We start from the raw sequence: 23,976 nt of genomic DNA on the forward strand, positions 1-23,976 counted from the left end.
TGACCATTTTGTAAAACTCAATCAATCTACCGACTGAGCTAACGGTTCACCTAAAACTAAATTTCTTACTGTTTTGCGAGATTTTCGGTTAACCGTATTCTCGTATCAACGGCGGCTTATATTACTGATTTCTGACGAGGGTGCAATGATTTTTTTGCATAAAAAGATTGAATGCACATTTATCATACTGATAACCCCGAAATATTCGGCAATATCGCTTCGGGGCTAGGAATTAAAGTGCGCTTAGCTTTTTTTCAGCTAATTTAGAGCCCGCACTGTTTGGATATTGTTTCAACACCTGCTGGTAAACAGCTTTCGCTTTATCTTTTTGTCCCTTGTCTTGCATGATCAGCCCAACTTTATATAGAGCTTCACTGCTTTTTTGGGATTTTGGATATTGCTTCACTACCGTGGCAAAGTAGAATGCAGCGTCGTCCTTGCTACCTTTATTGTAGTTTAACTGCCCCAACCAATAGTTGGCGTTAGATTGATATCCTGACTTAGGATAGGCTTTAACAAAGCCTTGTAATGCACCGATAGCATCATCAATTTGAGCTTTTGACTTGCTTTCCATTGCGAGCTTAACCGCAGCATTGTAATCATCTTTCTCATTTCCACCTGTGTTAGCAGCTGCCGCTGGTGTATTTGAGGAAGATGATGTATTTGCTGAACTTGTATCAGGCGCATCACCTGAGTTAGCTGAATTGCCGCCACCCGCATTGTCTAATTGCATGTACAAATCTTTTTGGCGCTCGATGACTTGATTCAATTTGTATTCACTTTCTTGAATCTGACCACGTAACATATCGATATCACGTTGGTTATCAGCGAGTTGTTGTTGAATTTGATACAGAATTTGACCTTGAGAAGAAACTGCAGTCTCAAGTTGGGATAGACGGTCACCTGGAGAACCAGATCCGACATTGTTGATTGGCGCTTGGGCAATAGCGGCCCAAGGGGCCGCTACGCCAACCAATAACGACAGACCGACTAGTAAATGTCTGAAGTTACTGTTCATAATAGATAATTTCGCTTATCTATTAGTATGCAATGACTGCACGACGGTTTTTCGCGTAGTCTGCTTCAGTATGACCTAACACAGCTGGTTTTTCTTTACCGTAAGAAACCAGTGAAACTTGGTCACCAGAAACACCTTTGCTTTGCAGGTACATTTTAACTGCATTAGCACGACGCTCGCCCAGTGCGATGTTGTATTCTGGAGTACCACGCTCATCCGCATGACCTTCAACAACAACACGTACAGATGGGTTGCTACGCAGGAATGCTGCGTGTGCATCTAACATATCAGCGTATTCTGGAGATACGTTGTATTTGTCAAAGCCAAAGTAAACAGTGTTGTTTTGTTGCAGCTGTTCCATTTGCTGACGTGCCAGCTCTTCCGCAGACAGACCAGTGTTAGTTTGGTTAGTAGAAGTATCTACGCCATCTTGGTCATTGTTTTTGTTAGAGCTACAAGCTGCGACTGCCATGATTGGTAACGCGATCATCAGCCCTTTAAGCACTTTATTCAGTTGCATCGTTTTGATCCTTAATATTTTTTGCCACACATTATTATTATGCATCACAGATACGGAGACCAGGCAGGGAATTTAACCTGTCCATCGGTCGCCGGAAGACGCGCTTTGAAACGCCCGTCGGTCGAAACTAGCTGCAATATAGTCCCCAAGCCTTGAGAGGAGCTATAAATTACCATAGTGCCGTTAGGTGCGATACTCGGCGTTTCATCTAGGAACGTTTTCGTTAAAAATTCAACGTTATTCGTTGCCAGATCTTGTTTGGCGACATGTTGCTGACCGCCGCCGGAGCTGACCATCACTAAGAAAGTACCATCCGGGCTAACGTCAGCGTCCTGATTTTGTGTTCCTTCCCAAGATACACGTGTCGGGCTGCCACCATTAATATTCATTTTATAAATCTGCGGACGTCCAGCCTGATCTGAAGTATAGACCAAAGTTTGGCTATCTGGCATCCAACTTGGCTCAGTATTATTACTGCGACCATCGGTTACCTGACGAATTTGCCCACTTGCTAAATCCATAACATATAAATTCAGGCTGCCTGTTTTAGACAGTGCAAATGCCAATTTTGTCCCATCAGGAGAGAATGCAGGTGCCCCATTATGACGTGGGAAAGATGCAACCTGACGAACCGCCCCTGAAGACAAGGTTTGAATGACAAGTGCTGAACTACCGCTTTCAAAAGTTACATACGCCAGTTTCTCACCATCTGGTGACCAAGCTGGCGACATTAAAGGTTCTGGTGAACGGTGAACCGTGAATTGGTTAAAACCGTCATAATCAGAAACTCGTAATTCATATGGATACTGACCGCCTTTGTTCACAACAACATATGCAATGCGTGTACGGAATGCACCACGAATGCCTGTCAGTTTTTCAAAGACTTCATCACTTGCAGTGTGCGCCGCATAGCGTAACCACTCTTTAGTGACTTTAAATTGATTTTGAGATAATACAGCACCTGGGTTAGCGGCAACATCCACTAACTGATAGCTAACCACAAAACTACCATCTGCTGCTGGCTGTACTTGACCCACAACCACTGCATTAATGCCTAATGCAGTCCATGCATCAGGAATGACTTCCGATGCAGTGCCAGGTTGTTGAGGCATACGACTTGGCTCAATCGGGTTAAATTTCCCGCTATTACGTAAATCAGCACCTACGATTTGGCCAACTTCTTGTGGTGGCGCACCCGCACCAGACCATTTAAAAGGTACCACACCAATTGGTTGAGCTGAGTTTACACCTTCAGTGATCTCAATACGTATTTCAGCCTGAGCCACTGTCGCCCATAGCATTAGGAACCCTAAAACTACTTTAAAAGCCTGCTTCATTCTTATCTCCCTTATTGCGTATTATTTACCACCGCAATAATTCGCTGAATTTTAACAAAGGTATAATAACAAAACTAGATACCACGCAAACTATTTATGCTATTGCCATAAAATTTTCAATACAGATAGCTCTGAGTTATTGAAAATCAAGGTTTAAACACAACAGTGCTACCTGCTTTATTAAATGTATCATAGACCTCACGGCTAGGTGGTTTTGGCATTGTCGCAAGTTTCGCTGCTCTAATTGCCGCATCACATAACGCTGCATCATTGGTCGGGCTATTCTTTGGCGTAATACTCACCAATAATCCATCTGGAGCAAGTTTCAATTGTAGCTCACAGGTCCGCCCACGAAACGTATCCGAATCATAGAACTTGCTTTGAATCGCCGCTTTGACTTTCCCTGCATAACTGTCTACATCTGCATTAGAGGCCCCAGATTTTTTACCACCACCACTTCCTGCAGCAGCTTGACCACCTTTTTTGCTTGGACCTGATGCGGTTAAATCACCGAGTAAATCATCAACTGAAGCGGCATTTTTGGCAGCTTCCGCTTTGGCTTTCGCGGCTTTTGCTTTGGCTTCTTTGTCTGCTTTTTCTTTCGCTTCTTTATCTGCCTTGGCTTTAGCTTCTTTATCGGCTTTTACTTTGGCCTCTTTTTCGGCTTTTTCTTTGGCTTCTTTTTCAGCTTTTTCTTTGGCTTCTTTTTCGGCTTTAGCTTTAGCGGCTTCGGCTTCTTTTTGCGCTTGAGCTTCGGCTTTGGCTTTTTCTGCCGCTTGCTCTTTAATTAACTTTTCTTTCTCTGCTTTTGCTTTTGCAGCCGCTTCTTCCGCAATTTTCTGCTCTTCCTTCGCTTTCTTCGCGGCATCTAACGCTTTTTTCTGTTGTTCCTCAGCTTGTTTTTGTTGCTCAGCTGTATCACGTTCAGTTTTAATCCGCTCTTCTTCCAGTTTTTGAAGGCGTTTTTGTTCCTTCTCTTGCTGTTCTCTTAGCTCAGCGTCTTGTTTCTGCTCTTGTTCTTTGCGCTCTTTAGCCGCTTGTCTGGCCATGTTTTGTTGTTTTTGCATTTCTTCATACTGCTCAACAACCACGCCAGGGTCGACCATCACCGCATCGATGACAGTCCCTTCTTCTCCGCCACCACCAAGTTTGACGACGGAAACTAAAGAGCCTATAACGATCAAACCAATCAACAGGACGTGCAGAACCACTGACATCACAAGTGACCGGTTTAAGTTATCTTTTTTCTCTTTTGTCTTTCCCACTCTGGTATCCAAAAAAAGATGTGTGACTTATTCAAACCACAACAACCCAGCCTAGATAGGCTGAGTCATCAAGCCGACAGATTTAATCCCTGCGCTGTGCAAAATGTTCAATGCTTTAATCACTTCTTCATAAGGCACTTCTTTTGCCCCCCCAATTAAGAAAATCGCTTTGGGATTTTTCGCTAATTGAGCTTTAGCTTCAGCTGCAATCTGTTCTGGTGGAAGCAATTCTAGCACCTCGCCATCAAGGCGCATGTTGTATTGCCCCACTCCCGATACTTCTAAAATAATCGGTGGGTTATCACTTGATGATACGGTTTGTGTATCAGTTGCATCCGGCAATTCAACTTCCACGCTTTGAGAAATAATGGGTGCAGTTGCCATAAAGATCAGCAAAAGTACCAATAATACATCCAGCAATGGAACAATGTTAATTTCGGATTTCAGCTCACGTCTGCGACTTGTGCGCGCCATTCGCTTATCTCCCCGTATTATTTCTTATCAGCAGAGAAGGCTTGACGATGCAAGATGGCTAAAAATTCTTCCATAAAGTTATCGTAGCTTTGTTCTAACTTGTTGACACGCTGGTTTAAACGGTTATACGCCATAACCGCTGGAATTGCGGCAAACAGACCAATTGCTGTCGCGATCAGCGCTTCTGCAATACCAGGTGCAACCATTTGCAATGTCGCTTGTTTAACCGCACCTAATGCGATAAATGCGTGCATGATCCCCCAAACTGTACCAAATAAACCAATATACGGGCTAATTGACCCGACGGTACCTAAGAATGGGATATGTGCCTCTACAGATTCTAATTCACGATTCATTGAAATACGCATTGCACGGGAAGCCCCTGTAACCACGGCATCAGGTGCATGAATATTCGCTTGATGTAAACGAACAAACTCTTTAAAACCTGAGTGGAAAATTTGTTCTGCGCCACTGAGTTCATCACGACGCGCTTGGCTTTCTTTATATAAGCGCGATAGCTCGATTCCTGACCAGAACTTATCCTCGAATGCCTCTGCTTCACGGCTAGCGGCATTTAAAATTTTGGTTCTTTGAATGATGATCGCCCATGATGCAATAGAAAAACCGATCAAAACGAACATAATAAGCTGAACCAAAAGGCTCGCTTTTAGGAATAAATCCAGGATATTCATGTCAGTCACTGTTTAAACTCCGCGACAATAGACTTAGGAAGCGCTGTAGGCTTCATTTTTGATGTGTCCACACAAGCAATTAGGGCATTAGCCCCACAAAGCAGGTTACCTTGCGAATCAACTAACCTTTGATGAAAGGTTAATGAGGCGCGTTTCATTTCAACGATTTGCGTCTCAACTTCCAACATATCATCCAACCGAGCGCCCTTCACAAAATCAATTGTCATGCTACGCACAACAAAGCCAAGGTTCTCAGCAAGCATACTTTGCTGATTGATCCCTTTATTTCGCAACATTTCTGTTCTAGCCCGCTCAAAAAAAGCTAAATAGCGCGCGTGATAAACCACACCGCCCGCATCTGTATCTTCATAATACACGCGAACAGGCCAGCGAAATAACATATCAACCACTCCGTCTTAGGTTAAATTCATTAACGGTGCCACTATACGCAAGACAGTGTCAGTTTGGAATCACTTTGAAAGTAAAGATATCAAAAATAATTATGGGTCCATTGACCCACAATTAGCAATTAGAATTATCTAAAGACTTGAAAAAGTCCCCAGATAAGAATGATGGCAGCTGGCAATGGGTGAAAAACGGCACGAAAGATAACTTTTTGAGGTTTAAAACCCACCCCAAAAATCATCGCTGTACAGGTTGCCCAAATTAATAACAAGCCTTGCCATATTTGGAAAGAACTGGTTTTGGCTGCGAACATAGTTGGATCCCACATTACCGCACCAGCTGTCACTAAAGCTAAAATAAGGATAAGGGCCCTTATCGGCCCCTTATCCAATAGCTGATAGGTTTTATCCACCAGCATTTACTTACTCACCATCTTTAGCGGCTTTAGAGTCTTCAGAGTGCTCTAACGCTAATGCTGCAATCACTGCAAAACTACAAGCTAACAGCGTGCCGAGGATCCAGGCGAAATACCACATAGTTATGCTCCTTAATACAGTGAGTGCTTGTTGCCTTCGATGAAGTTTTTGTCCAGACGACCAAACATTTTGTAGTAACACCATGCGGTGTATGCCAGTACGATTGGAACAAAGATAATAGCAACCACAGTCATCACTTGCAGAGTAAACAAGCTAGAAGTCGCATCCCACATGGTCAAGCTTGCATTTGGCATGATGCTTGAAGGCATGATGAATGGGAACATTGCTACACCACAAGTTAAAATGATACACGCGATTGTTAATGAAGAGCTGACAAACGCCCAACCATTTTTGTCTGCTTTACTAAACAGCATGGTTAATAATGGCAGTGCTAGACCCAGTGCAGGCAGAGCCCACAGGATTGGGTAGGTGTTGAAGTTAGTCAACCAAGCACCTGAAACAATCTCTACTGTTTTATTCAGTGGGTTTGACACTGCATGGTGATCAATCGCTGAAGTGATAACATAGCCATCGATTCCCATTACCAGCCAAACACCCGCACCTGCAAACGCTAACAGTGTAACTAGTGCACAAATATACGTTGTTTTACGCACACGGAGATACAGCTCGCCAGTCGTACGCATTTGCAGATAAGTTGCACCTTGGGTAACAATCATCATTAAACCAACCACACCAGCTAACAGACCATATGGGTTCAGCAGACCAAACAGGTTACCAGTATAAGTCAGGTACTGTTGGTTATCGATTTGCAGTGGAACACCCAGTAACAGGTTACCAAACGCAACACCGATAACTAATGGTGGAACGAAACCACCAATAAACAGACCCCAGTCCCACATGTTACGCCATTTTGGGTTCTCCAGTTTTGAACGGTAGTCGAAACCAACCGGACGGAAGAACAATGCAGCTAAGACCAAAATCATGGCGATATAGAAACCAGAGAATGATGCAGCATAGACTTGTGGCCATGCAGCAAACATCGCACCACCAGCTGTGATTAACCAAACTTGGTTACCATCCCAGTGCGGCGCAACGGCATTAATCATGATACGGCGTTCAGTATCTGTTTTACCTAAGATAGGTAATAAGAAGCCAACGCCCATGTCAAAGCCATCCGTGACAGCAAATCCAATCAGTAATACACCGATAAGGATCCACCACACAAACCGAAGAACTTCATAATCAAACATAAGTGGCTCCTATTTACTGAACGTCGTGTGCAGAAGTGTTTTTCTGTTCAAAGTGATAACGACCGGTTTTTAGGCTGCTAGGCCCTTTACGAGCGAATTTGAACATTAAGAACATTTCAGCAATTAAGAACAGTGTGTACAGACCACAGATCAGTACCATAGAGAAGATCAGGTCATGAGTTGTCAAATTAGAGTGTGCGACCGAAACAGGTAACACTTCACCAATTGCCCATGGCTGACGACCATATTCTGCAACGAACCAACCCGCTTCAATTGCAATCCATGGTAATGGGATACCAATCAAGGCGATACGTAACAGCAGTTTGCTTTGACCAATACGGTTGCGAACGACTGACAGGAATGCCCAGCTAATGATTAACAGTAACAGGAAGCCGACACCAACCATGATACGGAATGCCCAGAACAGAGGACCGACGTTCGGAATACTGTCTTTAACCGCTTTTTGAATCTGCGCTTCTGTTGCATCAACAACATTTGGTGCATATTGTTTTAACAGAAGACCGTAACCCAGATCTTTTTTGCTTGCTTCGAATGCTGCACGCAAATCAGGATCTTTGTTACCCGCTAAAAGCTCTTGTAACTGACCATATGCAACCATACCGTTACGGATACGAACTTCATGCTGTTTCATCAGGTCTTTCAGACCTAATACAGGCGTATCAATAGAACGAGTTGCAATGATACCCATCGCCCAAGGAATCGAGATAGCAAATTTGTTTTCTTGCTTCTCAGTATCTGGCCAAGCGATTAAGTTAAACGCAGCTGGTGGAGCATGGGTTTCCCACTCGGCTTCAACAGCAGCTAATTTGGTTTTTTGAACGTCACCCATTTCGTAACCTGATTCATCACCAAGAACGATAACAGACAGAACGGCAGCAATACCAAAACTTGCAGCAATTGCAAAAGAACGTTTAGCAAAAGCAACATCACGACCTTTAAGCAGGTAGTAAGAGCTAATACCAAGGATAAACATTGCACCGGTACAATAACCCGCAGCAACTGTGTGGACAAACTTAACCTGCGCAACTGGGTTTAAGACTAGCTCAGAGAAGCTAACCATTTCCATACGCATTGTTTCGAAGTTGAAATCAGCAGCGATTGGGTTTTGCATCCAACCATTCGCAACCAAGATCCACAAAGCAGAGAAGTTAGAACCTAAAGCAACTAACCATGTTACAGCTAGATGTTGTTTTTTGCTTAAACGATCCCAACCAAAGAAGAATAAACCGACAAACGTTGATTCTAGGAAGAACGCCATCAGACCTTCGATTGCAAGAGGTGCACCGAAGATATCTCCAACATAGTGCGCGTAGTAAGACCAGTTAGTACCAAATTGGAACTCCATGGTCAGACCCGTTGCAACACCCAGAGCAAAGTTAATACCAAATAACTTACCCCAGAACTTAGTCATATCTTTATAAATTTGCTTGCCAGACAGCACATATACCGTTTCCATGATCGCAAGCAAAAACGCCATACCGAGCGTTAATGGTACGAACAGGAAGTGATACATCGCAGTTAAGGCAAACTGTAATCGTGACAGTTCGACAATATCAAACATCTTGACTCCTTGCTCCTAGCAGGAAGACACCGACTTGCGGCAACCCAGCTTCCAAATTATGTTTTTAGAAAGCCTCTTAACTACCAGCAAAAATGCCTCAAAACAACAAATAATTAACAAAATTAAAAGAACGAACGTTACTATAATAATAGTACGCCTATCTTCACACACAATAAACTTCTTTTACGTGACTCAGATTTGAATTCTGAATTTACATCAATAATTATACTCTTTAATAGAAAACCGAGTATTTGATCGAGCACCAATTTAAGCAATTTAACAGAATAAAGCTAGTTCCAATGAATTGATTTACGTCAATTTTTTTCACCTTGTTAATTGTTCTGAGTCTCAGTCAATTAATAGTTATTTACTTGTTAATGCACTGTTATTGGTATTGATATAAATGTACTTAATTTTCCCAAAGATTAACAAAAAAATATAATCTTTGTATTAAGGTCTCTAAAAAAGAATATTTAATTTGTAATAGTATCTTATTTTAAAGTTATTATGAATTTTATTAATATACGAATCTAACTCAACTAAATTCCTATATTCAGATAATTCATTCCTCCTAAAAGTTATAAAATTGATGTGCCGCAATTTCGCTATTTTTTGCATAAAGTGCGAACGATAGCCTCACAATCCATCAATGCACACAACAGTTAACCCCAATCCCCCATGACAGAGTCTATGAACGCATTTTTTAAGTATAGACACTCTTTTTTAGAAAACCTTATAAGTGGTACAGAAATTCTGTTAAGTCTTTGTATCTAGCCTTACGACAAGCAAAAAAAAACCCGTACTCAAACAAGCACGGGCTTTTGTCTCTTACAGTTGCTAGTTTCCTAGCGGGTCATTTACTTATTCAGTAATGATTTAACGGCATCACCGATGTCTGCAAGGCTACGAACGGTTTTCACGCCCGCCGCTTCTAATGCAGCAAATTTTTCATCTGCGGTACCTTTACCGCCAGCGATAATTGCACCAGCATGCCCCATACGTTTGCCTTTCGGCGCAGTCACACCTGCGATGTAACCAACAACGGGTTTAGTCACGTGCTCTTTAATATAAGCTGCCGCTTCTTCTTCTGCGTTACCACCGATTTCACCGATCATGACAATCGCTTCAGTTTGTGGGTCAGCTTGGAATAATTTCAAGATATCAATGAAGTTAGAACCTGGGATTGGGTCACCACCGATACCAACACAAGTAGATTGACCTAAGCCTGCATCTGTCGTTTGTTTAACCGCTTCATAAGTCAGTGTACCTGAACGTGAAACGATACCGACTTTACCTGGTAAGTGAATGTGGCCAGGTTGGATACCAATCTTACATTGACCTGGAGTGATAACACCTGGACAGTTTGGACCAATCATGCGAACGCCAGCTTCATCTAATTTCACTTTCACCGTCAGCATATCCAGCGTTGGGATACCTTCAGTGATAGTGATGATCAGTTTAATGCCTGCATCGATAGCTTCTAAGATAGAATCTTTACAAAATGGCGCTGGAACGTAGATAACAGAAGCGGTTGCCCCCGTAGCTTCAACGGCTTCACGCACAGTGTTAAATACTGGCAGGCCAAGGTGAGTTGTGCCACCTTTACCTGGAGTCACACCACCAACCATTTGTGTTCCATAAGCAATTGCTTGTTCTGAGTGGAATGTACCTTGACCACCGGTGAAACCTTGGCAAATTACTTTGGTGTTTTTATCGATTAAAATAGACATTATTTAGCCTCCGCTGCTGCTACTGCTTTTTTAGCTGCGTCAGTCAGGCTGTTTGCAGCGATAATGTTCAAGCCGCTGTCTGCCAGTTTCTTAGCACCTAACTCAGCATTGTTACCTTCTAAACGCACAACTACTGGTACATTTACACCAACTTCTTCAACTGCACCAATGATGCCGTCTGCAATCAGGTCGCAACGAACGATACCACCAAAGATGTTAACGAAAACCGCTTTCACGTTTTCATCAGAAAGGATGATTTTAAATGCTTCAGTAACACGCTCTTTTGTTGCGCCGCCGCCAACGTCTAAGAAGTTAGCTGGTGCACCGCCGTGCAGTTTAACGATGTCCATGGTACCCATTGCGAGGCCTGCACCGTTAACCATACAACCGATGTTGCCATCTAGTGCAACGTAGTTCAGTTCCCACTGAGCCGCTTGTGCTTCACGCGCATCTTCTTGAGATTCGTCACGCAGTTCACGGATTTCAGGTTGGCGGTATAATGCGTTACTGTCGATGCCTAATTTACCATCTAAACACACTAAATCACCCGCTGTGCTGATAACCAGAGGATTGATTTCGGCTAATGCTAAATCACGCTCAAGGAACAGTGTCGCCAGACCCATGAAAATTTTCGCGAATTGGCTAACTTGTTTGCCCGTTAAGCCTAATTTGAACGCTAATTCACGGCCTTGGAAAGGCATTGGGCCTGTCAGTGGGTCGATAATGGCTTTGTGGATCAATTCTGGTGTTTCTTCAGCAACTTTCTCAATTTCCACGCCACCTTCAGTCGATGCCATGAAAACAACGCGACGAGTGCTACGGTCAACAACCGCACCTAAATATAATTCTTTCGCAATGTCAGTCGCCGTTTCGACCAAAATTTGGTTAACTGGCTGGCCGTTTGCATCTGTTTGATAGGTAACTAAGTTTTTACCTAACCAGTTTTCTGCGAAGGCTTTAACTTCGTTGATATCGCTAGTAACTTTAACGCCGCCAGCTTTACCGCGTCCACCTGCGTGAACTTGGCATTTAATTACCCATGGGCCGTTGCCAATTTTTTTCGCAGCATCGACGGTTTCAGCGACTGATGAACAGGCATAACCTGTTGGTGCAGGCATCCCATAACGTGCAAACAACTGTTTTGCCTGGTACTCGTGTAAATTCATGATGTTCTATCCATAATTGAGTCTGAAGAGGCGTTTATTCGCCTCCTGCAATTGTTACTGATTTAGCAACCCGCGAACGGGCTGCATCGGTTACTTCAGACCGGGCAGGTTGTTCCCTACCCTGTTATGTTGCTATACGTCCAGCAGTAAACGAGTTGGATCTTCCAGCATATCTTTGATAGCGACTAAGAAGCCGACTGACTCGCTACCATCGATTAAGCGGTGGTCATAAGACAGCGCTAAGTACATCATAGGAAGAATCTCTACCTTACCATTTACAGCCATAGGGCGGTCTTTAATGGCATGCATGCCTAAAATTGCGCTCTGTGGTGGGTTAATGATAGGTGTAGACATCAGAGAACCAAATACGCCACCATTAGTAATAGTGAAGTTACCGCCGCTTAAGTCTTCAACAGTTAATTTACCGTCACGACCTTTAACAGCCAGTTCTTTAATTTTCTTCTCGATATCCGCCATGCTCATTGCATCAACATCGCGCAGCACTGGGGTGACCAGGCCACGAGGCGTTGATACTGCGATGCTGATATCAAAATAGTTATGGTAAACCACATCGCTGCCATCGATAGAAGCGTTCACTTCTGGATAGCGTTTCAGTGCTTCAACCGCAGCTTTTACATAGAAAGACATAAAGCCTAAACGTACACCGTGACGTTTTTCGAACGCTTCGCCATACTGTTTACGTAAGTCTTTGATTGGTTGCATGTTGATTTCGTTAAACGTGGTCAACATTGCTGTGGTGTTTTTCGCTTCTAACAGACGCTCAGCGATACGTTTACGTAAACGTGTCATTGGAACACGTTTTTCGCTACGGTGTGCCAAAGGAGCCTGTGGTGCAGCTGGTGCAGATGCTGCTGGCGCTGCAGATTTGTTTGCTGCTAAGTGTTTTTCAACATCTTCGCGCGTTAAACGACCGCCAACACCAGTACCTTTAATATCCGCAGGGTTCAGGTCATGCTCTGCAATCAGGCGACGAATTGCTGGGCTCAGCGCATCGTTGCTTTCGGTTTCCAGACTTGCAGTTTGACGTTGTGCTGGTGTTGCTTCTTGTGATTCTTTCACTTCTGCTGGGATGCCAGTGCTATCACCCAAACGAATACGACCTAACAGTTGTTTAGATAATACCGTTGCGCCTTCGTCTTCTACAATAGCTTCTAATACGCCAGCTTCGCTCGCAGGCACTTCCAGTACCACTTTATCTGTTTCGATCTCAACCAGGACTTCATCACGCTGAACACTGTCACCTGGTTTTTTATGCCATGTGGCAACCGTAGCATCGGCAACGGACTCAGGAAGATCGGGAACAAGAATTTCTACGCTACTCATTTTCTATCCTTTAATTATTCAATGTTCAAAGCGTCATTTACCAGAGCTTTTTGTTGCTCTTGGTGTACGGACGTATAGCCAACTGCTGGAGATGAAGAAGCAGCTCGACCTGCATAACGTAAAGTTGCCCCTGCAGGGATAGCTTCACGGAAATTATGTTGACTGCAATACCAAGCACCTTGGTTTAATGGCTCTTCTTGGCACCATACAAAGTCTTTCACATGGCTAAATTGCGACAACGCTTTTTGGATATCATCGTGTGGGAACGGATACAGCTGCTCAATACGAACGATAGCCACGTCAGTTTGTTCATTTTTACGACGTTGTTCTAACAGATCGTAATAGACTTTCCCTGAACACATAACGACGCGTTTCACATTTTTCGGATTGATTTCATCGATTTCACCGATAACAGGTTCAAATGTACCATTTGCCAGTTCTTCCATGCTAGACACCGCTAATGGATGACGCAGCAGGGATTTTGGTGACATCACAATCAGAGGACGACGCATGCCACGTAAGGCTTGGCGGCGTAACATGTGATAAACCTGAGCAGGTGTTGACGGCACACACACTTGCATGTTTTGGTCAGCACACAGTTGTAGGTAACGTTCTAAACGTGCAGATGAGTGCTCTGGGCCCTGACCTTCATAACCATGAGGCAGTAACATCACCAGACCACACATACGACCCCATTTTTGCTCACCAGAGCTAATAAATTGGTCGATAACCACTTGCGCACAGTTCGCGAAGTCACCAAATTGTGCTTCCCAAATGGTTAAAGCACGAGGTTCAGTGGTTGCATAGCCGTATTCGAATGCCAATACCGCATTTTCAGTCAGAACAGAATCCCAAACGTTAAATACGCCTTGGCCGTTATGAATGTTTTGCAGTGGAACGTAGACAGAACCGTTAGTTTGGTTGTGAATAACCGCATGACGATGGAAGAAAGTTCCGCGGCCAGCATCTTCACCCGATAAACGCACTGGAATGCCTTCATCAACTAACGTTGCATACGCTAAAGTCTCGGCAGCACCCCAGTCGAGTAATTTCTCGCCTTTCGCCATTTCTGCGCGATCCGCATAGATTTTCTCAACACGAGATTGCGCGACAACGCCTTCAGGGATAGTGCTGACTTTAACAGCCAGATCCGTTAAACGTTTGATATCAACTGTTGATTTGTAGGATGCATCCCATTCGTGGTTCAGATATGGTGCCCATGTGTATGAGTTCAGCCCCATTTCACGGTACTCTTCAACCACGCAGTTACCCGCATCTAACGCATCGCGGTACAGGTTAACCATTTCCGTCACATCATTTGCACTCAATACGTTTTCTGCAATTAAGCGGTCTGCGTAGATTTTACGTGGCGTTGGGTGCTGTTTGATTTTTTGGTACATCACAGGCTGAGTTGCACTTGGCTCATCGGCTTCGTTATGACCATGACGGCGATAACAGACTAAATCGATCATCACATCGCGTTTAAAGGTATTACGGAAATCCAGCGCTAAACGTGTGACAAATGAAACCGCCTCTGGGTCATCTGCATTCACGTGGAAAATTGGCGCCTGAACCATCTTCACAATGTCAGTACAGTATTCAGTTGAACGAGTATCTTTAGGGTTAGAAGTGGTGAAACCAATTTGGTTGTTAATGACGATACGCATGGTACCGCCCACTTCATAACCACGTGCTTGAGACATGTTCAGGGTTTCTTGCACAACACCTTGGCCAGTCACTGCGGAGTCACCGTGAATGGTAATTGGCAGAACCATATTGCTGCGACCTTCATCTAAACGGTCACGACGAGCGCGTACAGAACCGATGACCACTGGGCTAACGATTTCAAGGTGCGATGGGTTAAATGCCAGCGCTAAGTGAACACGTGAACCTGCGGTTTCGAAGTCAGAAGAGAAGCCTTGGTGATATTTAACGTCGCCCGCACTTGAATGATCTTTATGTTTACCTGCGAATTCATCAAATAATTCGCCTGGTTTTTTACCTAAGATATTAACCAGTACGTTTAAACGACCACGGTGCGCCATACCAAGAACAACTTCGCGAGTATCTTGTTTGCCAGCATGGTGGATTAAGTCTTTCAGCATTGGGATCAGTGAATCACCACCTTCCAATGAGAAACGTTTTGCACCTGGGAATTTAGCCCCGATGTAACGCTCAAGACCTTCAGCCGCAGTTAACTCAGACAGGAAACGTTTTTTCTCATCCGCAGAGAAAATTTTAGACACATCAACAGACTCAAGGCGTTGTTGAATCCAACGTTTTTCTTCTGTATTCGTGATGTGCATATATTCCGCACCGATTGAACCGCAGTAAATGCGTTTCAGGTTGTCATATAGCTCGCTGAGTTTCATGGTTTCTTTGCCGATAGCAAAAGAACCGACGTTGAAGGTTTCGTTGAAATCTTCTTTCGTTAAGTTATGAAACGCTGGGTCCAAATCTGGAACAGATTCACGTTTCCAAAGCCCTAACGGGTCAAGGTTAGCATTTTGGTGTCCGCGAAAGCGGAATGCATTAATTAACTGCAAAACTTTAACTTGTTTTGCGTCGATAGCTGGATCGCTAACAGAGGTGTGATAACGTGTAGAGTCTTTTGCTAAGCGACGGAAGTAATCGCGCGCTTGGGAGTGGAATTGCTCACCGCTAGTGCCGAGGGCTGCACCAGGTAGTTGCTCAAAAATGGCTTTCCACTCGGCATCGACAGAGTTAGGGTCAGTCAGATAATCTTCATAGAGCTGTTCTATATATGTCTGGTTCGCGCCTGCCAGAAAGCTTGAATCCAGCCAGTCCTTCATTACGCCGTTCTGCATTGTGATCCCTTAAGCTTTATAAGCTTTAGTTTTCGCCGTGGTTAACTAATCGTCGCATTTAAGCGACCTCGATAAAGGTTCTCTTGGACGTGCTTTATGCATGTTCTCTCTTTGGGAGGCCCTTTATCAGTAAGGGTTTCCCTTTTAAGGAACCTTTAAAAACTGGCTACGGTTTTTAAAGGCCCCTAAGATTACGCTTTCGTCTTCTTCATCTTTTGCAGTTGGCTATTTTTTTTACTTTTTACTGTTGCTTTTGTTACGTTCACTTTTTTGCGCTTTTGTTGTTACAACGTTTTTATTTAATGCTACGTTTTATTGATGACAATGTTACTTTCTGATGACCTTTAAGGATATTTGGTTTTCGCGCTTTTGTGACCTTAAGCGCTATTTAAATCAAAATCTTGAATTTACTTTACGCTTTATTTTTAACTTATGTTTTTATTTCGTGCTATTTTCACTTTAGCCCGCAGTACCAAGGCACTGCGGGTTAAATTTAGCTATTAAGCGCTATGCTTTAGCAACATAGATTTAATATGACCAATAGCTTTTGTTGGATTTAGTCCTTTAGGGCATACATTGACACAATTCATGATGCTATGACAGCGGAAAACACTGAAAGCGTCGTTCAGATCATCTAATCGAGAATCGGTTTCAGTATCACGGCTATCAATCAAGAAACGATACGCCGCTAACAGGCCTGCTGGACCAATAAATTTGTCCGGATTCCACCAGAAAGATGGGCAAGAAGTCGAACAACATGCACACAAGATGCACTCGTATAAACCATCGAGTTTTTCACGTTGTGCAGGAGTTTGTAAATTCTCACGCGCTGGCGGATTTTTGTTATCGTTAATCAGATATGGACGGATTTTTTCGTATTGAGTGTAGAACTGAGTCATGTCGATGATCAGGTCACGCACAACAGGCAGACCTGGCAACGGACGAATGACAATTTTCTTCCCACCACGAATTAAAGCAGACAATGGCGTGATACAAGCCAAGCCGTTTTTACCGTTCATGTTCAGACCATCAGAACCACATACCCCTTCTCGGCAAGAACGGCGGAAGGATAATGTTGGGTCTTGCTCTTTGATTTGGATTAACGCATCCAGCAACATCATGTCACGCCCTTCTGGCACTTCTAGCGTGTAATCTTGCATACGTGGTGCGTTGTCCACATCAGGATTGTAGCGATAAATCGAAAATTGTAATTTCATAGTTTATTTCTCCGCAACTGGATTAACACCACGCATTAGTAGGTACGAATTTTCGGTGGGAAGGCTTCACGCAATTTTGGTTGCATGTTGACTTCACGACGCGTCATCGTTTCAGATTGCGGTAAATACAATGAGTGACATAACCAATTCGCATCATCACGCTCTGGATAGTCAAAGCGGCTATGCGCCCCACGACTTTCTGTACGGAAGTTTGCTGCTTGTGCAGTTGCATAAGCGGTTTCCATCAGGTTATCCAATTCTAAACATTCGATACGCTGCGTATTAAACTCCGTTGACGTATCATCAAGGCGTGCATTTTGCAGGCGTTCGCGAATCACTTTTAGTTCTTCTAAACCTTTCGCCATTGCATCACCTTCACGGAATACTGAGAAGTTATGCTGCATACAGGTTTGCAGTGCTTTACGGATTTCGGTTGGATCTTCGCCTGTGCGTGCACCTTCCCAACGATTAAAGCGAGTCATTGCTGCATCGATGTCAGACTCAGAAGCATCACGCATTGAACCTTGTTCCATGATGGATTCTTTCAGGTGCAGACCCGCAGAGCGACCGAATACCACTAAGTCAAGCAGTGAGTTACCGCCTAAGCGGTTAGCGCCGTGTACTGATACACAAGCAATTTCACCAACAGCAAACAGACCTGGAATAACTTCATCTTCGCCTTTTTCATTATAGCGAATCGCTTGGCCAGTAACTTTCGTTGGAATACCGCCCATCATGTAGTGGCATGTTGGAATAACTGGGATTGGCTCTTTTATTGGGTCAACGTGCGCAAAGGTACGTGATAACTCAAGGATACCCGGTAAACGTGATTCCAGAACCTCTTTCCCTAAGTGGTCCAATTTCAGCTTAGCATGTGGCCCCCAAGGACCATCACAACCACGGCCTTCACGAATTTCAATCATGATTGAACGTGCAACAACATCACGACCTGCAAGGTCTTTCGCGTTTGGTGCGTAACGCTCCATGAAGCGCTCACCGTCTTTATTCAGCAAGTAACCACCTTCACCACGGCAACCTTCAGTGACCAGAACCCCAGCCCCTGCAATACCCGTTGGGTGGAATTGCCACATTTCCATATCTTGTAGTGGCACACCAGCACGCGCTGCCATCCCCACACCATCACCTGTATTGATATGGGCATTGGTGGTTGATTGGTAAATACGGCCTGCACCACCTGTTGCCAGGATGGTGGCTTTCGCTTTGAAGTAAACGAGTTCGCCTGTTTCCATACAAATTGCAGTACAACCTACAATATCGCCATCTTGGTTTTTAACTAAATCAAGGGCATACCACTCAGAAAAAATGGTGGTGTGGTTTTTTAAGTTCTGCTGATACAGCGTATGTAATAGTGCGTGCCCTGTACGGTCAGCTGCAGCTGCAGTACGCGCGGCTTGCTCGCCACCGAAGTTTTTAGATTGGCCACCAAATGGACGTTGATAAATGCTTCCATCATCAAGGCGCGAGAAAGGTAACCCCATATGTTCTAATTCGAGGATAGCTTCTGGGCCTGTCTTACACATATATTCGATAGCGTCTTGGTCACCGATGTAGTCGGAACCTTTTACGGTATCGTACATGTGCCATTCCCAGTTATCAGGGTGCGTGTTACCTAATGCAACCGTGATACCGCCTTGCGCGGATACAGTGTGAGAACGGGTTGGAAAGACTTTTGACAGAAGTGCACAAGATAGGCCCATCTGTGAAATTTGAAGTGCTGCGCGCATACCTGCACCGCCAGCACCGATAACGATAGCGTCAAACTCTCTGATTGGCAGATTCATTTTATGCACCCCACACAACAATTGTTCCGTAAATTAAATAAGCCAACAGACCTACAATGATAGCCAGTTGCAGCACTAAGCGAATTGCCAGCGGCTTAACATAGTCAGTCAGCACTTGCCACATGCCAATCCATGCATGCACAAGAATCGAGAACAAAGTGAGGATAGTGAATACTTTCGTCACAGAGGAGGCAAAGAAACCGCGCCAGACTTCATAGGTAATGTCGTTAATCGCAACAAAACCAACAATGTAGAGTACGTAGAGTGCAATGATAATCGCAGAGCCACGGATTAACAGCCAGTCCTGGATACCAGTACGGCCTAAAGCTGATGCATTACTTACCATACTAAGATCCCCGCCAGAATTGCCAGAATTACGGTAATAACAAATGTAATTTTTGCAGATGAGTTACCAGCAGCAAGGGTTTCATCAACACAGCCGAAATCCATTAACATATGACGGATACCACCACAGATATGGTAAGCCAATGCAGTCAGGATGCCCCAAAGAATGAACTTAGCAAAAAAGCCAGTCATTATTTCAGACGCGTATTGAAAACCTTCTGGAGAGGAGAGAGATGTCCCTAACAACCAAAGCAGAATACCAACTGCGATGAGAGTAATGACGCCAGAGACACGGTGCAAGATCGAAGATATTGCAGTGATCGGGAAGTGAATCGTCTGCAAATCAAGGTTGACAGGTCTTTGTTTTTTCACAATTTTGCCCACACAGCTCTTTATTATTTTCCATCCTCCGGACCTGGGGTGGAAATCAGACAGCGACAGGGGTACAAAATGCAACTTAACACAAACTCTAATCCATCATGTTTAAATAAAGTTGCATGCTGATCACGCTGGGAACTCCTACTACAGGGTAATCCGGAGACCTGCCGCTAGTATAAAGTCTTCACAATGCCATTACAATTCCCACACAAAATGTTTGGAGACATTTAGCCCGAACAGTGAGAAGGATCACGATTTAAACATTTTGTATAAATGTGCTTATGTTATTTGACAATGATTCAACATTTATCTTACATATAGGTCTGGCAGAATTATCTTAACGGTGTGGTTGACACTTCACCGTAAAAATAAAAACGTAAATGTTGCAATGTTAGATACTCCACAATTTGAACTATGATGGGTATTAATAACAAAAGTTATGAAAGTTGTTCCTCTTACCACAAATAATGATATTGTAGGGAAAACAACAAAAAGAACATAACATCTACACACTCATAAACAACCTAATTACATTGTCGTCGGTCGTCAGATTTCAGGTTTTATGTGATAGCGAGCTGATTTCCAAAGCATACCGGTAGAACAATGCACGAAGACACAGTATAACGCTGGGTTTCTGGGTTGTTGGGTGTCGATTATCAAGCGCTAAGGAGACCGTAAATGGCTGATAACAAAGCTAAGCTAATGACTGGTAGTGCGGGTGACATTGAACTCGATATTTTAAGCCCTACGATTGGTCAAGACGTTATCGATGTCCGAACTTTAGGTTCAAAAGGGTTCTTTACCTACGACCCTGGTTTTACTTCTACTGCATCCTGTGAATCAAAAATCACCTATATTGATGGTGATAAAGGTATTCTACTGCACCGTGGTTTCCCTATCGACCAACTCGCAACTGAAGCCTCTTATCTCGAAGTCTGTTATATCCTGCTGTACGGTGAAGCACCGACTCAAGAACAATACGACGTATTTAAAAATACGGTGACTCGCCATACCATGATCCATGAGCAAATTACACGCATGCTTAATGGTTTCCGCCGTGACTCACATCCAATGGCTGTATTATGTGGTGTAACAGGTGCTCTGGCGGCATTCTATCACGATGCGTTAGATGTTAATAACCCTCGTCACCGTGAAATTACGGCTTATCGTTTGCTGTCCAAAATGCCAACTGTTGCAGCAATGTGTTATAAATATTCAATTGGCCAACCTTTTGTTTATCCACGTAATGATCTGTCATACGCGGGTAATTTCTTGCACATGATGTTCTCTACACCATGTGAAGAATATACGGTAAATCCAGTTCTTGAACGTGCAATGGATCGCATTTTAATTCTGCACGCTGACCACGAACAAAATGCATCAACGTCAACCGTACGTACTGCGGGTTCATCGGGTGCAAACCCATTTGCTTGTATCGCAGCGGGTATCGCGTCTCTATGGGGGCCTGCACACGGTGGTGCTAACGAAGCTTGCTTACGCATGCTGGAAGAAATTCAGACTGTTGAGCACATTCCTGCGTTTATCGAACGTGCGAAAGACAAAAATGACTCTTTCCGACTGATGGGCTTTGGTCACCGCGTCTACAAAAACCACGACCCACGTGCCACTGTAATGCGTGAAACTTGCCACGAAGTTCTAAATGAACTGGGCTTGAACGACAGCTTACTAGAAGTCGCAATGGAACTGGAGCGTATTGCACTGAACGACCCGTACTTCATTGAGAAGAAACTGTACCCGAACGTTGACTTCTACTCAGGTATCATCTTGAAAGCAATGGGTATTCCATCTTCCATGTTCACTGTGATCTTCGCCATTGCGCGTACTATTGGTTGGATTGCACACTGGAACGAAATGCATGATGACGGCCTGAAGATTGCACGTCCTCGCCAGCTGTATACCGGTTATGACAAACGTGAATTCAACTCTGAATTAGCAAAAAAATAATATTTCGATAAATTCCAATCCCTACGTAAAGCAAGACCTTGATTTTTCAAGGTCTTTTTTGTTTATATAACCACAACATTTCCTACTGTTGATACTCTCTTGGTGTCATTCCGCTCATTTTACGAAAAAAACTAATAAACGCGCTGTCACTGGTAAGTCCAAGTTCTTGAGTAATAAAGTGATATGGCTTTTCTTGTGCTAATAATTCAATCGCTTTAATAAACCGCCATTGTTGGCGCCATGACTGATATGTCATGCCTGTTTCTTTCAAAAAAACACGCGTTATTGTCTTTTCACTCGCACCAACAATTTGAGCAAGTTGGCTCAAATTCGGGGGTAATTGCTCGATATCCAGGTGTTTCAAGCGCCTATCTTGCGGTAAAGAAAGCAAAGTGGGTTCAGTTGTCGCAGCTTGTAGCTCATCAATAAAAACAGGTAATAAATTGGCTAACCTTCCCGTTTGCCAATCACTGTCAAAAGGAGAGATAGCAATACGCTCTAATAACTCCCTTAACAGCGGCGAAATACTCAAAATGACCACTTCGTTTCCGACTTTTTGAGCATATTCTTCACTGAGATAAATTGACCGGTACCCCACTGATGCACGCATTTGTGCGCGATGGCGAACATATGGTGGGATCCACGCAACCCTACCAGGAGGAAGCAAAGAGAGGTGCTTTTCGAGGGATATACGAATGCACCCTTGCTGAGTAAACAAAAGCTGCCCCATTTCATGGGTATGCGTGCCAGAATCGTGCTGCCCCATCTGCGCAGCAATTCCTAAAACAGGGGCTGGATACCAATGTGTTTGAAACTCATCCGTTTGATTTAACCATGCCATAAATGTCCTTTTTTTGATATTTATAGTCTTTATTATTGTAATAAGACATCAAAATTACCACTAAACTGCCCACCATTAAAGGTTTAGACCGTTATTTTTTATTACACAGGGTAGGAAAATGAATATGAAACACTCTCTTTCATTATGGCTGGCTGTGGCCTTAATGATGTTCCCACAAATTGTAGAAACCATCTACAGTCCTGCACTGACGGACATTGCGAGCGCTTTTTCTGTCAATGCAGAACAAGCTTCACAGACGCTTTCTCTCTATTTCTTTGCTTTTGCATTGGGCGTTGTATTTTGGGGTAGAACCTGTGACACAGTTGGCCGCCGTCCAACGATTTTAGCGGGTTTACTGGTTTATGGGATTGCCTCAATTGGTGCCTTACTCATTAGTCAATTTTACTTATTGCTACTGCTACGGATGTTAGCCGCCTTTGGTGCCGCTGTGGGTTCAATTGGTACACAAACTGCAATGCGTGATAGTTATCAAGGTCATGAATTAGCTAGAGTTTTTTCAGTTATGGGCGTCGCATTAGCCATTAGCCCTGCATTAGGTATGTTATCGGGTGCGGGCCTCGTCAGTTTGGGAGGTTATCGTGGTGTTTTTATTGGTTTAGCTATTTTAGCTGTCGTACTTTTACTGTGGTCAATATATCGATTACCTGAAACACGCCCAGAAAATGTGATCAAAGTCCCATTTGTTGAGACATTTTTACGGATGATCACGGATAAAGAGATTATGAGAAATGTGATCTTGATAGCATTTTTCAACATTAATTTATTTAGCTATTATCAGCTGGCTCCTTTCAGTTTTGAACAATTAATGCTCACTCAACAACAGTTTGGCCTCACGGGAATTTTATTGGCGCTTGGTGTGGGTTTAGGATCGATGATTAACCGTCATTTATTGGCTAAAAAACACACATCTGAGCAACTTGTTAAACTATCAAGTGTCATTTCTTTTGTTAGTGGCTGTTTAGTTTTTGCTCTAATGGATTCTGTTTGGTTCGTTTTACCCGTAATCGGCGTGGTAATTGGCTATGGGATTGCGATCCCGAACATTCTTGCTCACGCCTTAAACCGTTATAGCGACCGAAAAGGCACTGCAGGCGCAATTTTAGGATTACTTTATTATTTTGGACTCGCTATCGGGCTGGTGGTTGCAGGTTGGAGCCAACACTTAGGTTTAGTGCTCACTATTTCAAGTGTAGTTCTCGTTCTTGCATCATTACGCTATCGAGTTTATACGAGTTAAGTTATTGTTTTACTAAACACATAATTTTCTAAATAGTTTGTGTTGTGGCTAGGCGGCAAATGAGGATAGCTTGGGGAGCATACACAAGTATGTGACCCAAGTAGCCGAGTGAAGCCAACAAC

General features: G+C 43.6%; 22 protein-coding genes. 2 read left to right on the forward strand and 20 right to left on the reverse strand.

The genetic code is table 11. From position 1 onward, the window contains the following. Positions 1-232: 232 nt before the first annotated feature. From cpoB to sdhC, 19 genes are all read right to left on the reverse strand, one after another. A complete protein-coding gene (gene cpoB, locus PSF27_RS19190; protein ID WP_272539980.1) occupies positions 233-1,018 on the reverse strand; it encodes a cell division protein CpoB in 786 nt (261 codons plus the stop codon). Positions 1,019-1,040: 22 nt separating this feature from the next. Further along, positions 1,041-1,538 carry a peptidoglycan-associated lipoprotein Pal gene (pal, locus tag PSF27_RS19195; RefSeq protein ID WP_047756402.1) on the reverse strand — a complete coding sequence of 166 codons (498 nt, stop codon included), beginning with the start codon at positions 1,536-1,538 and terminating at the stop codon, positions 1,041-1,043. Positions 1,539-1,582: 44 nt separating this feature from the next. Continuing rightward, on the reverse strand, positions 1,583-2,875 hold the full coding sequence (gene tolB, locus PSF27_RS19200) for a Tol-Pal system beta propeller repeat protein TolB (RefSeq protein WP_206085310.1): 1,293 nt from the start codon (positions 2,873-2,875) through the stop codon (positions 1,583-1,585). Positions 2,876-3,021: 146 nt separating this feature from the next. Continuing rightward, positions 3,022-4,140 (reverse strand): cell envelope integrity protein TolA, encoded by a 1,119-nt coding sequence (gene tolA / locus PSF27_RS19205; RefSeq protein WP_206085309.1) that lies wholly within the window; start codon positions 4,138-4,140, stop codon positions 3,022-3,024. Between the two features lie 51 nt (positions 4,141-4,191). Next, positions 4,192-4,614 (reverse strand): colicin uptake protein TolR, encoded by a 423-nt coding sequence (tolR, locus tag PSF27_RS19210; protein ID WP_047756399.1) that lies wholly within the window; start codon positions 4,612-4,614, stop codon positions 4,192-4,194. A 17-nt stretch (positions 4,615-4,631) separates the two neighbouring features. Then, positions 4,632-5,315: a Tol-Pal system protein TolQ gene (gene tolQ, locus PSF27_RS19215; RefSeq protein ID WP_206085308.1), complete on the reverse strand. Its 684-nt coding sequence runs from the start codon at positions 5,313-5,315 to the stop codon at positions 4,632-4,634. Next, a complete protein-coding gene (gene ybgC / locus PSF27_RS19220) occupies positions 5,312-5,716 on the reverse strand; it encodes a tol-pal system-associated acyl-CoA thioesterase (protein ID WP_206085307.1) in 405 nt (134 codons plus the stop codon). The genes tolQ and ybgC overlap by 4 nt, the downstream gene beginning before the upstream one ends. A gap of 125 nt (positions 5,717-5,841) precedes the next feature. Further along, positions 5,842-6,129 (reverse strand): cyd operon protein YbgE, encoded by a 288-nt coding sequence (ybgE, locus tag PSF27_RS19225; RefSeq protein WP_206085306.1) that lies wholly within the window; start codon positions 6,127-6,129, stop codon positions 5,842-5,844. Between the two features lie 4 nt (positions 6,130-6,133). Next, on the reverse strand, positions 6,134-6,247 hold the full coding sequence (gene cydX, locus PSF27_RS19230) for a cytochrome bd-I oxidase subunit CydX (protein WP_004909083.1): 114 nt from the start codon (positions 6,245-6,247) through the stop codon (positions 6,134-6,136). A gap of 11 nt (positions 6,248-6,258) precedes the next feature. Then, positions 6,259-7,398 carry a cytochrome d ubiquinol oxidase subunit II gene (cydB, locus tag PSF27_RS19235; RefSeq protein ID WP_206085305.1) on the reverse strand — a complete coding sequence of 380 codons (1,140 nt, stop codon included), beginning with the start codon at positions 7,396-7,398 and terminating at the stop codon, positions 6,259-6,261. A gap of 13 nt (positions 7,399-7,411) precedes the next feature. After that, positions 7,412-8,980, reverse strand: coding sequence for a cytochrome ubiquinol oxidase subunit I (gene cydA / locus PSF27_RS19240; protein ID WP_206085304.1), 1,569 nt, complete (start codon positions 8,978-8,980; stop codon positions 7,412-7,414). Between the two features lie 857 nt (positions 8,981-9,837). Next, positions 9,838-10,710 carry a succinate--CoA ligase subunit alpha gene (sucD, locus tag PSF27_RS19245; RefSeq protein ID WP_206085303.1) on the reverse strand — a complete coding sequence of 291 codons (873 nt, stop codon included), beginning with the start codon at positions 10,708-10,710 and terminating at the stop codon, positions 9,838-9,840. Further along, entirely contained in the window at positions 10,710-11,876 is a 1,167-nt protein-coding gene (gene sucC, locus PSF27_RS19250; RefSeq protein WP_206085302.1) for an ADP-forming succinate--CoA ligase subunit beta, read from the reverse strand. Before sucC ends, sucD begins: the two co-directional genes overlap by 1 nt. Positions 11,877-12,008: 132 nt before the next feature. Beyond that, on the reverse strand, positions 12,009-13,220 hold the full coding sequence (gene odhB / locus PSF27_RS19255; protein WP_206085301.1) for a 2-oxoglutarate dehydrogenase complex dihydrolipoyllysine-residue succinyltransferase: 1,212 nt from the start codon (positions 13,218-13,220) through the stop codon (positions 12,009-12,011). 14 nt (positions 13,221-13,234) lie between these two features. Next, the gene (gene sucA / locus PSF27_RS19260) at positions 13,235-16,048 is read right to left on the reverse strand and encodes a 2-oxoglutarate dehydrogenase E1 component (RefSeq protein WP_206085300.1); all 2,814 of its coding nucleotides are present in this window, start codon (positions 16,046-16,048) and stop codon (positions 13,235-13,237) included. 500 nt (positions 16,049-16,548) lie between these two features. Beyond that, the gene (locus tag PSF27_RS19265) at positions 16,549-17,265 is read right to left on the reverse strand and encodes a succinate dehydrogenase iron-sulfur subunit (protein ID WP_004256824.1); all 717 of its coding nucleotides are present in this window, start codon (positions 17,263-17,265) and stop codon (positions 16,549-16,551) included. A 35-nt stretch (positions 17,266-17,300) separates the two neighbouring features. Then, on the reverse strand, positions 17,301-19,067 hold the full coding sequence (sdhA, locus tag PSF27_RS19270) for a succinate dehydrogenase flavoprotein subunit (RefSeq protein WP_047756339.1): 1,767 nt from the start codon (positions 19,065-19,067) through the stop codon (positions 17,301-17,303). A gap of 1 nt (position 19,068) precedes the next feature. Further along, complete coding sequence (gene sdhD, locus PSF27_RS19275) at positions 19,069-19,413, reverse strand: succinate dehydrogenase membrane anchor subunit (protein ID WP_047756338.1); 345 nt, start codon at positions 19,411-19,413, stop codon at positions 19,069-19,071. Next, the gene (gene sdhC, locus PSF27_RS19280) at positions 19,407-19,796 is read right to left on the reverse strand and encodes a succinate dehydrogenase cytochrome b556 subunit (protein ID WP_004909059.1); all 390 of its coding nucleotides are present in this window, start codon (positions 19,794-19,796) and stop codon (positions 19,407-19,409) included. Before sdhC ends, sdhD begins: the two co-directional genes overlap by 7 nt. 672 nt (positions 19,797-20,468) lie before the next feature. Here sdhC and PSF27_RS19285 point away from each other — a divergent pair. Further along, positions 20,469-21,755 carry a citrate synthase gene (locus tag PSF27_RS19285; RefSeq protein ID WP_206085299.1) on the forward strand — a complete coding sequence of 429 codons (1,287 nt, stop codon included), beginning with the start codon at positions 20,469-20,471 and terminating at the stop codon, positions 21,753-21,755. 82 nt (positions 21,756-21,837) lie between these two features. On the opposite strand, the gene PSF27_RS19290 is transcribed toward PSF27_RS19285, so the two are convergent. Then, positions 21,838-22,596 (reverse strand): AraC family transcriptional regulator, encoded by a 759-nt coding sequence (locus tag PSF27_RS19290; protein WP_272682083.1) that lies wholly within the window; start codon positions 22,594-22,596, stop codon positions 21,838-21,840. 124 nt (positions 22,597-22,720) lie between these two features. Between PSF27_RS19290 and PSF27_RS19295 the strand changes: the two genes are divergently transcribed. Beyond that, positions 22,721-23,854 (forward strand): multidrug effflux MFS transporter, encoded by a 1,134-nt coding sequence (locus PSF27_RS19295; RefSeq protein WP_272682084.1) that lies wholly within the window; start codon positions 22,721-22,723, stop codon positions 23,852-23,854. Positions 23,855-23,976: the final 122 nt, after the last annotated feature.

The sequence above is a fragment of the Providencia sp. PROV129 genome (genome assembly GCF_028482245.1).
Lineage (GTDB): Bacteria > Pseudomonadota > Gammaproteobacteria > Enterobacterales > Enterobacteriaceae > Providencia > Providencia vermicola.